This is a genomic window from Photorhabdus khanii NC19 (assembly GCF_000517265.1).
Lineage (GTDB): Bacteria > Pseudomonadota > Gammaproteobacteria > Enterobacterales > Enterobacteriaceae > Photorhabdus > Photorhabdus khanii.
This window is the reverse complement of the sequence record NZ_AYSJ01000006.1, coordinates 189666-206579: the sequence shown is the minus strand read 5'-3', so window position 1 is coordinate 206579 and position 16914 is coordinate 189666. Positions and strand designations below refer to the sequence as shown.

The window sequence follows — 16914 nt, the reverse complement described above, 5'->3', positions numbered from 1 at the left end:
AAATGAATTTGCCTGGCGGCGATAGCGCGGTGGTCCCACCTGACCCCATGCCGAACTCAGCAGTGAAACGCCGTAGCGCCGATGGTAGTGTGGGGTCTCCCCATGTGAGAGTAGGGAACTGCCAGGCTTTATATCTAGTGAATACCCTCAGCATAAGCTGGGGGTTTTTGCGTTTTTGGGAGATGGTTTTATTGATTGATTGACCTGCTTCGCCTGATGCCTATCTACTTTAAGAAACACACCGTTGGTTCATCAATCTGTGAATAATCAAAATACGCTATAGCAGTAGCCGACATAAAAAATAACTTAAACAGCTTTTTAAAGCGGATAGAAAAGAAGATGAGTCACGATATTTTAAGTTCAGCTTGTTATGATGGAAATCTTCCAAAATATTCATAAGTCTAGCTTATATACAAATAGTGAGCCCGAATATCTGCTTTAGAATAACCAGAAATTTTTACCTTTTCATTGTTACGGTTATAACTTTTGCTCTGAACCTCTTTCGTTAGCTGCCTGGTTTACTCATGTAGTAGGAATCATGTATGCATTATGTTTATATAATCTAATAACGTTCCATCTTTATATCGTTATGAATATAATTACAATCAGCCCCAGGCGATAATTAATTACTTATTTTTCCATTTACATCACAACCAAAACTGGAATATATCAGCCTTGCCATTATTATGGTTATGTAAAATATTATCATTAGTATGATTAGTTAGAATAGTATTTAGAAATACAGTTGTATTAGTACTGACCGATATTTGGGGTTGAATGCTCTTTTTAATGCTGGTAAATGACGGTAATTAGGCATAGAAAATAGGAATCCGTCACTATTCAATTATATTTGCCGGTTAAAGCATACTGATTATAATCATTGCAGTAAATGGCTGTATCGTTTCTCTTGCATTTTATGTTGTTACCGTTCTCGTATTAGTCCCCATAATGGTGCTTTTCTGGGAGATAATGTCAGTAACAGCAGATTAATCAGTAGATTAGAACTTCAATCTTATCTGAGGTTAACCGACAAATACCATAGAAAACATTGCCTGTTAAATTTTACATTTTTGCTGGAATTGTAGATAAATGTTATCGTTGTATTTTACAATATATATTGAATGAAAATTGTCCTACCAAAGTCTGAATAGATAATAAATCGGGATCACTGTTCCACTACCAGACTAAACTCAAAAAAAGCGTGTTCTGATAGTGTATAAATATGTCATAGCGCTGTGTTTATTATCCTAAATTTTTTTACTAATTTTGTATTGTATTGAAATATGAAGAAAAAACGTCCTATTTTACAAGATGTGGCTGATCGTGTTGGTGTTACAAAAATGACAGTGAGTCGTTTCTTGCGTAACCCCGATCAAGTTTCTGAGCAATTGCGAAAGAAAATAGCTGATGCTTTGGATGAATTAGGTTATATCCCGAACCGAGTTCCGGATATTCTTTCTAATTCTACTAGTCATGCTATCGGTGTTTTGTTGCCTTCTTTAACTAACCAGGTTTTTGCGGAAGTTATCCGTGGTATCGAATATGTGACAGATCGTAATGGTTATCAAACCATGCTGGCTCACTATGGTTACCATTCAGAGAAGGAAGAGGAACGTTTAATTTCCCTGCTTTCCTACAATATTGATGGCTTGATTCTTTCTGAACGTACTCACACACCGCGCACTTTGAAGATGCTGGAAACGGCAGGGATCCCTGTCGTTGAGCTGATGGACTGTGTTTCTCCCTGTATCGACACGGCAGTCGGTATTGATAACTTTGAAGCAGCCCGACAGATGACTGCGGCAATGATTGAGCGTGGTTGCCAGCGGGTGATTTATCTTGGAGCAAGGCAGGATGAAAGGACCATTATTCGCCTGGAAGGTTATGAAGCTGCAATGAAAAGCGTAGGTTTAAAGCCAGGTAAGGTAATGACACCTGACAGCTCTTCTTACACCTTAGGGGGGAAACTACTGAATGAAGCACGAACAAAGTATCCTGATGTGGATGGTCTGTTTTGTACCAATGATGACCTCGCTATCGGAGCAATTTTTGAGTGTCAACGTCAGGGGATAGCTGTACCGCATGATATTGCGATAGCGGGTTTTCATGGTCACGATGTTGGTCAGGTGATGACACCAAAACTTGCCAGTGTGTTGACATCTCGTGACCTAATGGGACGGAAGGCTGCTGGATTATTGATGGCACGGCTGAAAGGTGAACATTTACCACAGAAAATGATCGATATCGGTTTTCAGTTATCCTTAGGAGAAAGTATTTAATCGGTCAACTGGATTCACATTTTTTGAATTCATTTGCGATAAACATCACATTTCCATTTCTTGAATATTCCGTGTTGTTGCGAAATTTCCCTCTACTTCTGATAATGTTACCGATAACAGTTACCGGTAACATTTTGTGGGTGAAATATCTGCGCTAAGGAGTTTATATGAGAGATACCCAGCATTCGAATCATGTTTTTGTGCTTATGGGGGTATCCGGCAGTGGTAAGTCTGCTGTTGCCAATGCTGTGGCTTATAAACTGGACTCCGCTTTTTTGGATGGTGATTTTTTACACCCAAGATCTAACATTAATAAGATGGCTAAAGGTCATGCACTGAATGATGAAGATCGTAAGCCTTGGTTGAAATCACTAAATGATGCGGTTTTTGCTATGCAACGCACAAATCCGGTTTCCCTGATTGTTTGTTCTGCTTTAAAAAAGCATTACCGGGATATGTTGCGTGATAATAATAAGAATCTGTCATTTCTTTATATGAAAGGTGACTTTGATTTAATTGAAAATCGGTTGAAAGCACGTAAAGATCATTTCTTTAAACCTAAAATGTTGGTATCTCAATTTGAGGCATTAGAAGAACCGGGTAGTGATGAAAAGGATGTTTATCTGATCGATATTAGATCGTCTCTTGATGAAGTGATTAATCACTCAATAAGAATAATTAATAGTGTCATTTCAGGGGAAAAATAATGAGTACTTTGACTTTAGTGCTGACAGCAGTTGGCTCGGTTCTTTTACTACTGTTTCTGGTGATGAAGGCCAGAATACACGCTTTTGTTGCGTTAATACTGGTTTCTATGGGGGCGGGTGTTTTTTCTGGTATGCCATTGGATAAAATTACCGAAACAATGCAAGAAGGCATGGGTGGAACATTAGGCTTTCTGGCGATTGTTGTTGCACTGGGAGCGATGTTTGGTAAGGTGCTGCATGAAACAGGTGCGCTGGATCAGATTGCGATTAAATTATTAAATAGTTTTGGTGAAAGCCGTGCGCATTATTCATTGGGGATCGCTGGTCTGGTTTGTGCTTTGCCGCTGTTTTTTGATGTAGCGATTGTTTTATTGATTGGTGTGGCGTTTGCAGTAGCGCGCCGTACTGGCGGTAACGTAGTGAAACTGGTTATTCCTTTGTTTGCCGGTGTTGCGGCAGCCGCAGCGTTTCTGTTACCTGGCCCAGTTCCGATGTTGTTGGCTTCACAGATGAATGCTGATTTTGGCTGGATGATCCTGATTGGTATCAGTGCAGCAATTCCTGGGATGTTACTGGCTGGTCCAATCTTTGGTAGTTTTGTCAGTAAATATGTTACTTTGGATTTACCCGCGGATATAAGTGAACCAAGTCTTGGTCAAGGTAAGATGCCATCTTTTGGTTTGAGCTTGTTGCTGGTTTTATTCCCTTTGGCTTTGGTTGGATTAAAAGCTGTTGGTGAGCGTTTTGTTGAACAAGGTTCTGGATTGTATTTGTGGCTTGAATTCATCGGTCATCCATTCTCTGCGATTCTGGTTGCTTGTCTTATTGCCATTTATGGTCTGGCAATTCGCCGTGGGATGAGTAAAGAAAAAGTGATGGATATCTGCTCTTCGGCTATTCAGCCTGCTGGAATTATTTTGTTGGTTACCGGGGCCGGTGGTGTATTCAAACAAGTGTTGGTGGATTCCGGGGTTGGTCCTGCGTTGGGGAACGCATTGATTGGCGCGGGCCTGCCAATTGCATTAGCCTGTTTTATCCTTGCTGGTACCGTGCGTGTTATTCAAGGGTCTGCGACTGTTGCCTGCTTGACAACCGTTGGTTTGATCCTGCCGGTTGTTGATGTATTGGGATATTCGGGAGCTCAACTTGCAGCTCTTTCAATCTGTATTGCGGGGGGATCTCTGGTATTGAGCCATGTTAATGATTCCGGTTTCTGGTTGTTTGGTAAATTTACTGGTGCGACAGAATCTCAGACACTAAAAACATGGTCAATGATGGAAACTATTCTTGGAATAACGGGAGCTGCGGTTGGGATGATTTTCTTTGCCATGATGTAATGTTTCTTCTGAGTTTTTAAGATGCTGTCACAAGATGGGAAGATGAAGATCTTAAATTAATGCCGTTTTCTAGGAAAACGGCCATATAAGTTAGTTATGTAAAGATATCGATGAAACTAGAATAGGCTCCTTACTAATGGATGACGATTGCACCAGCGATCTTTATAGCTAAGAGAAGGTCTGCCAATAGAATAACGCATAGTTTTTTGATGTTGCTGGCAGAGGTCTGAAGCATTCTGAATATTTAACCACATTAAAATACTGCCAACACTGAGATTGGAATATTCAGGATCGAGCCCGCCGTCTACTGCGTCAAATGAAATCCATTGGGGACTGTCTGCTTTTATGACTAGATCATAGGCTACCGGGGCACCATTGATAGTTAATACATTCCCGTACAGATGTTGTTTGAGTTCGGTATATAATTCAATTAATTTTTCTTTTTCTTCTTCATTGTGCGTTTTATATGTCCAGCGTTTTTCGTACAGTGCAGTGTAAATATCGACGAACTCTTGACAGGTAAAATCGTCAATTTGATGTATTTCCCCGCCAGAACGCTTAAATTTGTTAATTTCATTACTTCGATTTCTTCTTGTTTTATAAGAAAAATTATCTTTAGCAAGACAAACTGTTCGTTTGTTTAACCGACCATAACAAACGTTGATAAAATTTTCTTTGTGCAGGAGCGAGATGGTTTTAGATTTCCCTGGGATTAGGGTTTTTAGATGTTTGGCGATAGGAAAGATAATTTCATCATAAGTGAAGAAGTGGTAATCTTTTTGATGACTTGCTGCCAGATGATGATCTTTGCATGTAAAGTATGCACCTTCGATAACGTTTTCTATTGTTGGGTTTTCTTTAACGTAAAAGATAAAATTATTCCCAAATTTTTTGTTTAAAAAACTTACAATATTAGGGTGGGTGGATATTCCACCGCCATAAAGAGAATAGGCTTACTGGTAACGTTCAAAACTACATTCTTTCCAGCCGGAAATGAATCTTCTTATAGAACCTTTAGGATATTTTTTTGAAAAAATCATATTTTAAATACTCTTTTTAACGCTATGTGTTACAGATGGCATAAACTTATTTTTCATTGCATTAAATATAGTGAAAAAGATAATTTATCTTTAATTAAATTGATATCTTGTGAGCTTGCTCATATTGTCGTTCACAACGCTAAGATTTTTTTGCACTAAATACAATATTGGTACTTAGCGTTATTCCTAACGAAGCTTCATCGCGTTGCTTATTGATCGAGAATATTTATTAATTGCTGATATAGCGCTTCAGCACTGCGTTCATAGCCTATGGCTGAAAGGTGAACATAATCTGGGCGCGCAAGATCTTGTTGCGCCCAGCTTCTAATTGAACACTCACCACCCATATATTCACGCCAATTCCAGAATAGTGTGTGCTGCTCCTGAGCGACTTCCTGCTGAATACGGATGACGTCATTCAACATTGCTGGTTGTTGTGTTGTACAACTTGCTGCTTGACTGTTTTTCAAGGAATCCCCTGGCCCGATAATAAGGATAACTGCTTTTGGTAAATGATGACGAATCTGTTTTACCTTGTTTTCCAGTTGCTGGCGATAACTCTCTAAGTCTAGAGAATCATTAAATGCTTCATTGGTGCCATAAGCGAGGATCACCATATCCGGGTACATTTGCGCTAATGTATTAATCCATTGTGGCTGCCACTTATCCATCATGCTAATAGTTGCACCATTAATACCTAAAGCGGACAACATAACACCTGGCTGTTTACGTTTGATAAACCAGCCACCTAATTTTAACTGATTATTTTGTATCGCTATAATATTAACCGGGAATGTGACCGATTCTTCAGTGGAAAATTGCCATTGACCGTGAGTTACCGGTAATTTAAGTATTCTCTTGGTTGCAGACTGAACCAGAATTTGAGAATCACCTGTTGCCTGGTATAACGTTTTAAGTTGATAGCGATCACGAGATGGTGAAAACAGTTCTAAAGTTAATTGACTCGTTTGGCTATCGGGTTCTGCAATTGCACCACCGAGAGGGAAATCAGGCTGATTATCTTTGCGACTGGTCGTTAGTTCCCATTGCTGTTGATTGCCTGTCATGCTGATTATCGCGTTACGTTGGCCGGGCACATTTATTGGGCTGATAAAGCCAATACCTGCATTACCAAAACGTTGTTGTAATAGAGACCGGAGTTTGCCGGTAAAAAAGTCTGCGGCAGTATGGGAGTCACCTATCTGAACAAAATGCAGTTGATTATGGCGGCTGTTGTGAAGTTTATCTGCCAGTAAGGTGAGATTGTCTTCACCAAAGTCTGTTAACTGCTGGTTTGCGTTTACAGGCTGTTGCGTTGGCAACGGCTCTGGTCTTTGCTTATGGCATGATATCAAACTTAAAGAGAGTATGATGACCAGACCAAGGCCGGTGGAGTGATATCGCCGGCGGCATTGTTTAAATCTTTCCATTTTGTTTGGCTGGTTCCTGAATAAATTCAATTAATGAGAATATATTGTCCGAGATAGTTTGCTGGCCTTTCAAACTAAAATGTATACCATCACCGCTTCTGAGTTTAATTTTGTTACTATTATCGCCAATATAATCAGAATAATCATCCGTATGGTATTTAAAAATGTCATTAACAGAAACGTAGATTTCCCCGGCTTTCGCCACTTCTGATTGATACAATGATCTTAGATATTCCATATTAGCAGAGAGTTTTTTCTGTCGCATATTGGGAGGGCCAATCCAGATAACATTAGCGCCGTGGTTATGTGTTTCGGTAAGGATCATATCGATACGTTGGCGATAGAGGTTTTCCCAATCAGGACTCGCGAATTTCAGGTAGGTGCTTCCATGTCTTGGTGGCATATCCCAGGGGTCATTTGGGCCCAGGAAAATAACAACCAGCTTGATATCGTGATTAGCTTCCAGTGCCTTATTGATAGTTTCCGGCCAGTTAAAAAAACTGGGGTAAGCAAGCCCGGTACTTTGTTTGCTGAGATTAATACTTGAAATACCGTAATCCTGATAGAGCCGACGTTTCAGATGCGGGGCAATGCCTTGCATCATTGAGTCTCCGGCAAAAAGCACTTTATCCTTGGCTGTCAGCGTCACATTGGTTTTGGCGATAACTATACTGGAATGAACATTATTGTCTGAATTGCGGAGCACTGATGAACCGATAGAATTAGCATAAGGAGATTTTTGTAATAATTCAGGGAAAGTGGCAGGAAGATTTGCCATAGGAGAGGTATAACCACCCAAGAGCTTCAGCCCGATCTGAAAACCCGCAGGAAGGGTGATATTCGCTTCCAGGGGAGTTTGCTGATGATTGTCACTGTTATTGCCGGTGGTATGTAAAATGAATGTTTCTCCCGCCGCGAGTACACCTTGTTCCAGATTATCACCTAAATCCCAGAGCGGATTACCTTGTAAGGCTGCCCACGGGCTTTGCTGGTGGTATTTTTGTTGCCAGAATCTATCCAGTGAATGGTGATTCAGCCAGATTAACAGTAGACTCGTTAATACCACGATAAAAATGGCTTGCCCGGCAGTTTTTAAATTAGATTTGAATTCAGAAATTAGCATAGATGAATCCTGGCATTCCTTGTGGTGAAAGCATGAATACTAAAGTCAGAATAATTGCTAATGGTATTGGGTAGTATATCCATGAAATCTGAGAATGAATTTTCCCAACGGCTATTTTTAGATTAATCAGCCACGGATAAATAATAAAGAGTCCCCAGAACATCAGTAACAACCCACCGCTGGCTATTATCGAGTGAAATAAATCTGGTGATATCAATTGATTTAATAATGTCAGGGCATCATCCAGAGTAGGGCAACGGAAGAAAATCCATGCCAGACAGACAAAGTGGAAGGTGATAATTCTGGACAAAAATGAGGTTGCCGGATTTTTGGATGTATTTTCGTTTTTTGAAGAAAATAACTGATATTTAACATTGAGGATGATTAATCCTAATCCATGAATCGTTCCCCAGATAATGAAGTTAATTCCGGCGCCATGCCATAAACCGGAGATGACCATAGCGGCAAACAAATTAAGATTTTTACGTATAAATCCCTTTTTATTACCGCCAAAAGAAATATAGACATAATCACGGATAAATTCAGATAAACTAATATGCCAACGGCGCCAGAAGGCTTGTAAGTTTTCCGCCAGATAAGGGGCATTAAAGTTTTCAGGTACTCTGAATCCGAGGAGTAGCGCTAATCCGGTAACAAGATTGGTATAGCCAGAAAAATTAAAATAGATATGCCAGGCATAGGCATAAATACCAACCAAGATTTGCCCTGCATTGTAGCTGGTAGGATCATCAAAAACTGGGTTTACATAATTTTCGGATAGATAAGAGCTGAACAGGAATAGTTTGGTTATTGCCAATGCAATCAGCAACATTGCTCTTGATGGTTCAATGATCACTCTTGATGAAATCTGGATTTGAGGTAAGAAATCTTTAGCTCGATTTATAGGTCCGGCAACAATACTGGGAAAAAAGCAGAGATATAAAACGACATCAGGGAATGATGCCCGGGGGATTTCTTTTCTTGTGACAGAAACGACATAGCTGACGGAATGAAATGCATAGAAAGATAAACCCAAAGGCAGGAGTAGTGTCAGTATGGGTAAATCTATGGATAAACCAAAGGTGGCAAATGCTTGTTGCAGGTTTTCTTGAAAGAAAGAGTAATACTTGAATGCGGTGAAACATCCCAGAATACCTATCGTCAGAATGGTAAATGTGATGCGGTCGGATAGAAATTTGCCAGCTATGTTTGTTAAAAGATAGATAAATAGCGTATAGCCAAATAAGATACCGGCGAAAAGTGGATTAAAAGAAAAGACAAACAGATAACTTGCGATTATCAACAAGTAGTTTTGTGCTTTTGCACTTTTTTGTAGCATCCAATACAAGAAAAAGAGGGCAACAAAGGACCCTAGAAACTCAAAAGAAAAGAAATTCATATTAAACTCTGGCTAATCATTTCGTCGCAGTACAAGGGTAATAATGAGCAATATTATAATATCTAATCTAAATATTCTATCAATGAGAAAGATACGCTGGTGAACGTAAAAAATCATCCGCTTCATGCCTTTGTTATGAAGCGGATGATATTGGTTGTTGGGGCTATATATGCGGGTTCATACTTATTTAGCATCTTAGTTATGGTCGTTTTTAGCGAACTCTTGTGCTTGAGTAATAAGCCCTTTGTTGCTGTTAAACACTTTATGCAGATAGCTGTTGTAAGTAGAACCTAATTGTGAATATCCTTCAAGATTATCAATCAGTTTGCTGGTATTCAGCGATTCCTGGCTGTTTCTCTGTTTAGCGCGTGAAACACGTAATGATTCATAAGCGTTATGGGTATTCATATTTCTCATATAAGCTTCGACAGAATCATTGATAGTCGGGTAGGACGAATAACCTTTTATCTTACCCTGGGCCCTCTTACAGCTGTTACCGCAACGCATACCAAACAAGTTGTTATTTTGTTGTGCAAGTTTAGATGTTCCCCAACCAGATTCTGTTGCAGCCTGAGTTGCGACAAAATGGGTTGGGATAATGTCAACACGGCTCAGTAGCTTGTTCCAGTTAACTTTTTTAGGCGAGATGCTACAGCTCACATTATAGTTTTTGCAAATACGTTGCAGGAACCTGATATCCTGAGTGGACCAATGTTTGGCTTTCTGGTGTTCCAGCAGCCATTTCCGTTCCTGCATAATTTGTTGATTGTGTTTATCAATCACAGGGACAACAACATTTAAAAACGCTTTCTTACGTGGGATGCCCGAAGGGTATTTTCGCAAATCTGGCAAATTGCTTTGTGTGCCATTGTGAGAATACTCCATGCTTTTAGTGGTGCTGGTTGATGCGTGACTAAAAGCGGAAAACAATAGTGAAATAAAGAAAGCGAAGATGGCAGTTGTCCTCGTCGTTTGAGAGGGCATTGCTTTTCCTCGTTTGCTCTGAATAAAAAACAGACTAATGCTAGCAAAATAAATCCAGCATAGCCAGAGTTATTGGTCATTCATAAATATATTTTCTGTAATTAAAATTGTTATTTTGTGAATTTACTCTATAGTTTTTTATTAATTTATAGATGGTTAAGTATCATTTTTGTATAAAACGTTGCTTTCCTGGATTAGGCTATTCATTAGGTATGATAATGATTGTTTTGTTCATTTCACGCCTGCGAGGTTTTTTCCAAAAGAAAAATGATCTGTAAACCAGCGTGTCGAGTATCCAAAATTATTGAACTCAGTTCGAGCCATTTATTTATAGTACTGCTAATCGTAAAAACACCGCAGCGAGCAATAAACTAATGGATATTAATATTGCCGCTATAAGAATAAGTATCATTTTCATAAAAAGGTAACCTGTTACCGATATGGTTTTTACTCTGTGAGTTAAAATTGAGCTGTATCTGTCATATTTGAGTTGATTTTATAATATGCCCATTATCGTTGGCTTGGCTCAGTTCAGGATATTCGATATGGTTCTAAATGTTAAGTTAAAATAAGTAACAATGTGTTACAATTATCTATTTTGGTAGATGTTATAATAACACAGTAATATATATGTATATAAAAATAATAGTTTTTAAATAATTTATTTTTTTATAATATAAATAACTATCTCTTGGTTTTTATATTAGCAGTGTTTTTTTGAATTTGAATTATATTTGATTTGTGATCGAGTAAGTTATGTTTGTTATATTCTTGTATTGCATATAAATATATTAACGTCTAATAACTTGTTTTTTTACTTATTTATCTTTTATTTATATTGTTGATTTTTAACCAATTATTATATATTTTAATATGTTGCGATAAATTTTTATTTTATGTTTTTTCATTATTATCCATATTGTTTTTCTACCTGATTATTATCCTTTTTATATATTTAAATGTAATGGTTGTTATGAATTTTTTATATTTTAAATAAAAATGTAAAACATAGATTTTGTATTGTTTTTTTATACTATTGGTAATGATGATGTGTTTTTTTCTATTTTTCAGATAATCGTACCATTTTATTAGGAAATTAAGCGAGTATGCTTGATTATTTAATATTAGAATTATCATTACCTTACATAAGTTTCAAGTAAGTTGTAAATGTAAATGGATTTTCTTGCAGAAACACTTTGTTACACATTGTTACTTATTGAAACATAAATTTTTGGTTAGACAGCGAGAAATAGGGAACATTTCCTTTGCCTCCTGGTTAATTGTATTCAAAATTCAGAACAGAAGTTGCTTTCAATTCCCCTGCTATGATGTTTTGGGGATCATAAACGTAGTAGTAGGCATTAAAATCGATTGTAAAGTGTTTATCGATAACGTTGTCGGCATTTTTGCTGAATAGCGGTGTTGCTCCGCGAGAGGAAGACGGTGAAGCGCTGAAAGTTATGGGTGTTGAATTACCTTGTTGAGAGACACGGATACCAACGCCTTTAGCGGCATCTGCTTTGCTATCAATTAACGTTTGGTTGTCGTTTGGTAGTAAATTATTACTGCTTAGGTAGGCTTTAACTGAACGTGAAGTTTTACCATTTTTGAGATAATCACATGCAAAGTTGAGTGTAAAAGGTGTTTCTCCTCTATTTGTTCCGTTAAGCAGTGTAGCGCGGTTAACTTTTGGCAGATTCACTGTTAATCCCGCATTTGAGAAGTTACAAGTTGTCTCTTTACGATCAAAAGTCATGGTGATCGGTTGGTAATAGATATCCTCAGAATGAGTTGGCCACACCCAGGTGAGAATAAAAGTCAGGAAATCTGTAGCAAAACGAACAATAGCGTCAAGGATCCCTAGATTAGTAGTGTCCATCGCAATAACAGCTGTTTTTAATGTTGCATTATTGCCGGAAAAGACGTGAATGTTATTACCTCCAGGTCTGCCATTCAGTAGCTTAACATTAAGCGTAAATTGGGCTTGTAATGTGCTGGCTGGATAGGTTGTATTACTGTTTCCCAGACTAATAGTGCCGCTGGGAGAAAGATTTGTGATAGTCACTTCTACATAATCTTTACCACCATTGAATCCCAAAACAACTTTGTTTCTGGTAAAAGGAGAGCCATTAGCAACAGAGTTTTGTTTCCACAATGCGTTTCTGGTGCATGTAAAATAGCCGGAATACCGGGTGTTCAATAGCCAAGTTTCATTACTGTTCAGATAGAGATTATCTGTCATATTAATTGTGATTGCCGGTGCGGTTATCGCATGATTGGGTTTACAGTCTGCATAAGCGATACTGCTGCCACTCAGACTGATTAAAGCCGCCAGATACAATAGCTTAAGTTTCATGATTTTCTCCCTTAACGGCAAATATTGGCGGTTGAGTCCATTTCAGGCTGTGGATCGTTTATTATGCAGCTTTTTTCGCCTGACTGACCGATACGGACATAAATTTGCTGTGGTAATTTCTCTACTCGCAGGAAAACCATACTGCCCTGACCAACATATCCCAGGCTGTGACCTTCTGAATCGACAATTTCAGTACCAAAAGGTAGAGGTTTACCATTGGCTTGAGTGGCGTAGAAAATAAAAATTTTCCGCTGGTCTGTTTTAAATCCGAGATGAGCAATGGCACCGGAATACGGCGCAACGTCTCTGATGTTACCGATAAGTTCAGCCGCCCCTTCCGGCACTTCACTGGTATCTAGCATGATGGCGTTTTTACGGTAAGGAGAAAGATAAGGTATCAGCAATTTACCGCTGTTATTGGTTACCATGCTTTTATCACCATTCACAGAAGCGTTAATTGTGCCTGGCGCGTCAATGATTGCAAAGGTTTCCCCTACTTGGTTAGCGGCCAGAATTCCACCCCGATAAGCGACTAAACTGCCTGTTGCACCCAGCCCCATTTGGCGATAACTCTTGGATTGGCTATAAGAGCTATTTAGTGTGGAAACGGATGTTTTATAGGTCAGATTTGCACTGGTTGTTGTGGAACCACTTTTCTGATCTGAAACGTTGAAGTGGTAATTCAGGCGGTTGTTCTGGTCTGCGCTGCCACTTAATCCCAAATCACTGTTGTTGTAATGCTTGTCATTGATTGAGACATTACTCGTCAGATAGGCTGGGGAATCAAACAGCTCAAAAGGAATAGAGAGTGTCAGATAATAGCGCTGCTCCTCTTTGTTTTCTGTTTCATTGATATTGTATCGGACACGGCTTGCCGTCAGGGTATAATTGATTTTACCCAGATTGTTGGAATACCCCATTTGATACTCTCTGTTTTTGTTCTTTGTTCCCCAATAATCACGGAATGTCCCTGAAAGAAAAAGTGAACCCGCACTGTTACCAAGACTCTGGTTCAAATTGATATTGAAGGTGTTTTTCTGGTGAGAATAGTATTGTCGGTTATATCCGTTGCTCATCCTGTCATGTAGATTAATGGCATCGAGCAGGTTCAGGTAGTTTTTAGTTGAATAGCGATAAGCCGCCAGAGAGAAGTTCGTTCCTGTTTGTGGAATATAGCGGCTATAAGACATTTTGTAGCTCTGGCCTTTCATTGTTGGGTTGTTATCAAATTTGGCACTGGATCGTGAAATATCAAGTGAGATAGCGCCAATTGGTAGGTTAAAGCCACTGCCTAACAGTAATGAGTAATAATCTTTACTGATGATGGTACCTGTATAACCCGTCAGGACATTATTAAAGCCATATTGATAGCTGGCTTGGAAAAAGTTTGGTTTATAACGACTGTTGGCAATGTGTGTTTTACCTGCACTGATATCGTATTTGCCAAGACCTTCTTTCATCATATTAGGAACAGATGCAAAGGGAACAGTAAAGCTGTTGGTACGTCCTGTCGCTTCTGTGACTTCGACAAATAAATCTCCACCCGAACCTGTTGGTAAAATAGTATCAATGGCAAAAGGTCCTGGTGGTACATTGCCCTGATAAATAACAACATTATTCTGGGAGATTTTTACCAGAGCGTTAGTTTGTGCAACTCCCCGGACGATAGGGGAAAACCCTTGCCAGGCATCAGGGTACATGCGCATATCTGTTTTCAGGTTGATACCCCGGAAACGGAAAGAATCGAACAGATCACTTGATGTATAGCTATCACCAACGCGAAGTTCTGCGTTAATTGATGAAATGCCCCGTTGCAAATAACGGGTATTATTACTCCATTTATTGCCACTTGAACGTGTATAGTAATAAGAGGATTGATCACGTAATTGCCAGCCAAACAGGTTCAAACCGCTATTAAGTGACACGTAAGCATTATCTTCATTCTCATAGTTACTGCTCTGTTTATTTCTGTTTTGAGTATGGTAATAGTTGGCATTATAGGAAAGCATAGCGCCTGGAATTCCTCTGTCCCAGAAGGCAGGATCGATATAGCCTTTCAGTTCATGTTTAATATAAGCCTGAGGAACGACCAGATGCAGGCTGAGTTTAGGAACATCAAGATTAGCGGTTCCCTCATGTATTACTTTAGCCAGAAGAGTTTCACCTTTGGATAAATTTTCTGCTGGTAGTTGATTTGTATCAATTTTTATCCCCAGTCTTGGTAGATCTTCGGTTAATAAGTAGATGTCTTTGCCATCGTTCTGGATATTAATATCAAATCGACCTTTCCAGTCATTATTCAGGTATATATTAATATCGTAGCGGCCGGCGGGTAATTCTGAAGTAGACGAAAATCGAGATAAATCCGCTTTTGCAGATTCGCCGGCCAGAAAATCAGTATTAAATGTTGCGGCATAACATAAGCAATCTGTATACAGGATAGTGGCTATTATCAGAGTTAACGGGCTAACTTTTTCTCGTATCATGTTTTATGCTATGCCAGTAATATCATTATTGAAGTGGTAAAGTTAATTTATTTATAGCACCAAAATCATCAACAATAGCTAGAGTTAATTTGTCTCCCGCTTTTACTTTTTCATTGGTACTGAATGAATGAGAAGAGAACGGTTTGATGATGGTTCCCTCGTTTAATAAGTTAGGTTGAGCATTGGAAGATTTAAGACCGACGATATTCAGGATATAGGGTGATGAATTCTCCAATTTTAGTTGGTTGCCATCACGTTTTAATGCAATATGCTGTCCGATCTGCTTAGGTGAAATAGAGAGCTTTTCAGGCCGGTAGAAAAATTTGATCCGGGTACGAATAGCAATCTGCATGACGTTTTTATCGGTACTATTTTCTGCAATGGGTGGAATATCCATAACATTTAAATAAAACAGTGATTCACGATCAGTAGGTAGGTTGCTATTAGTGTGTTTTATTCTCAGTTGCTGGCCGTTATTGCCGTCAACTTTAACTACTGGGGGAGTCAGCAGAAAGGGAACTTTAGCTGTTTCAGGTGTTGAATTAGGATCGCCATCATCTATCCAGGATTGTACCAGAGAGGGTTGATCGCCCGTATTTAATAATTGAACGGATACTTCTTTATTATCGGCTGGATAAATAACCCGTGTTGTATTAATAACGATGTTGGCATGTGCAGATAAAGCTGTTACCGAGAATAATGTAGCTAGGAATAATTTCTTCATAACGTTATTTTTTTCAAAGTAAAGAAGCCTATTTGGATAAATAGGCTTTATCTGTTGTAGTAAATGCTTATAAGTAAGCAACGTGATAAGTTACCATTGTTATTACTTTACCTGGTTCCGCATCAGCAATACCTACTTTATAATATTTCGCATAGAAATCGATAACTTCAGGTGCTGGAGTAGAGCCTTTAATTCCCGTATCAAAAGCTTTATTTAGCATGAGCGGGGTATTTTCTTCTGCATATTTAACAATAGCGATACCTACGTTTTTAGGTTTACCATTTGCATTCAGTTCCTGGTTCATCAGATATTTACCATCGTTAGCAATGGAGTGCGCTGATGAGAAGTGGATTTTCAACATGGAGGTTGCTGGGTCGAAACCGACTGCTTTGGACTGGCAGTTAGAAAATTCCAGTGAAAACGCTTTTTTACCAAAATCGATCAAGCCTTCCTTTTGTCCGGCTTGGGTGATTGAGATAGGTTCCAATACTATCGTCAGATTAGCTGCGGCACCACCGTTAATAGTACAAGTGGCGTCAGTAACTGCACCTGAGAAATGTAATGTACCACCGGCGGAATTATCAGCCGCAATAGCAGAGCCTGTAAAAATAAGAGCGGCGGCAGTGGATAATGCTAGTTTATTCATTTTTCCTCTCCAGGAGTAGGGACATCTTTAATTGATCTTATCAGGGGGGTGAAGATAGGGGCCCTGAATCCCCTAATACATTAGAAAGATTTAAAAATAATACCTGTATCTATCTGTAGAATAAGATTTATTTTATGAGCTTAAAATATAAATCAACATATTATATGGTTGAAAATAATCTAGTAACTTAAGCCAGCTTAAATAAATTTAATTTTTTTAATGTAAGTTCTTATTTTATCTACTTAGATGAGGCTGATATTGTTCATACATATTTATAACTTAGAAGTATACATTATAGACAGGTTGAACTTATTTAAGAAGGTATTTGCATTATTTAAACTAAATTAAGAATAAATGTCTGTTTTCATTATTAATATAGCGAAAATACTCTAATCTTGGTATT

Annotated in this window: 12 protein-coding genes and 1 rRNA gene; 4 read left to right on the top strand and 9 right to left on the bottom strand. The window is 38.6% G+C overall.

The window, feature by feature from the left end; translation table 11 throughout:
- The first annotated feature begins 11 nt into the window (after window positions 1-11).
- The 4 genes from rrf to gntU all read left to right on the top strand — a co-directional run bounded on the left by rrf (window position 12) and on the right by gntU (window position 4323).
- Window positions 12-127 (top strand): 5S ribosomal RNA (gene rrf, locus PTE_RS07825).
- A 1156-nt stretch (window positions 128-1283) separates the two neighbouring features.
- Entirely contained in the window at window positions 1284-2279 is a 996-nt protein-coding gene (gene gntR, locus PTE_RS07820; RefSeq protein WP_023045065.1) for a gluconate operon transcriptional repressor GntR, read from the top strand.
- Window positions 2280-2446: 167 nt separating this feature from the next.
- Window positions 2447-2986 (top strand): gluconokinase, encoded by a 540-nt coding sequence (gntK, locus tag PTE_RS07815; RefSeq protein WP_036844718.1) that lies wholly within the window; start codon window positions 2447-2449, stop codon window positions 2984-2986.
- Window positions 2986-4323 carry a gluconate transporter gene (gene gntU, locus PTE_RS07810; protein ID WP_036844715.1) on the top strand — a complete coding sequence of 446 codons (1338 nt, stop codon included), beginning with the start codon at window positions 2986-2988 and terminating at the stop codon, window positions 4321-4323. The genes gntK and gntU overlap by 1 nt, the downstream gene beginning before the upstream one ends.
- 116 nt (window positions 4324-4439) lie before the next feature.
- On the opposite strand, the gene PTE_RS23500 is transcribed toward gntU, so the two are convergent.
- From PTE_RS23500 to PTE_RS07765, 9 genes are all read right to left on the bottom strand, one after another.
- Window positions 4440-5234, bottom strand: coding sequence for a GNAT family N-acetyltransferase (locus tag PTE_RS23500; RefSeq protein WP_274534111.1), 795 nt, complete (start codon window positions 5232-5234; stop codon window positions 4440-4442).
- A gap of 338 nt (window positions 5235-5572) precedes the next feature.
- A complete protein-coding gene (locus PTE_RS07805; protein ID WP_036844712.1) occupies window positions 5573-6793 on the bottom strand; it encodes an SGNH/GDSL hydrolase family protein in 1221 nt (406 codons plus the stop codon).
- A complete protein-coding gene (locus PTE_RS07800; protein ID WP_036844709.1) occupies window positions 6780-7916 on the bottom strand; it encodes an SGNH/GDSL hydrolase family protein in 1137 nt (378 codons plus the stop codon). The genes PTE_RS07805 and PTE_RS07800 overlap by 14 nt, the downstream gene beginning before the upstream one ends.
- Window positions 7903-9315, bottom strand: coding sequence for an MBOAT family O-acyltransferase (locus PTE_RS07795; protein ID WP_036844781.1), 1413 nt, complete (start codon window positions 9313-9315; stop codon window positions 7903-7905). Before PTE_RS07795 ends, PTE_RS07800 begins: the two co-directional genes overlap by 14 nt.
- Before the next feature lie 195 nt (window positions 9316-9510).
- Complete coding sequence (locus tag PTE_RS07790; RefSeq protein WP_036844706.1) at window positions 9511-10299, bottom strand: protein bax; 789 nt, start codon at window positions 10297-10299, stop codon at window positions 9511-9513.
- Between the two features lie 1276 nt (window positions 10300-11575).
- Window positions 11576-12655, bottom strand: coding sequence for a fimbrial protein (locus tag PTE_RS07780; RefSeq protein WP_036844700.1), 1080 nt, complete (start codon window positions 12653-12655; stop codon window positions 11576-11578).
- Window positions 12656-12666: 11 nt separating this feature from the next.
- Window positions 12667-15141: a fimbria/pilus outer membrane usher protein gene (locus PTE_RS07775; RefSeq protein ID WP_036844698.1), complete on the bottom strand. Its 2475-nt coding sequence runs from the start codon at window positions 15139-15141 to the stop codon at window positions 12667-12669.
- 25 nt (window positions 15142-15166) lie between these two features.
- Entirely contained in the window at window positions 15167-15865 is a 699-nt protein-coding gene (locus PTE_RS07770; protein WP_036844696.1) for a fimbrial biogenesis chaperone, read from the bottom strand.
- Between the two features lie 67 nt (window positions 15866-15932).
- A complete protein-coding gene (locus tag PTE_RS07765; protein ID WP_036844694.1) occupies window positions 15933-16511 on the bottom strand; it encodes a fimbrial protein in 579 nt (192 codons plus the stop codon).
- Window positions 16512-16914: the final 403 nt, after the last annotated feature.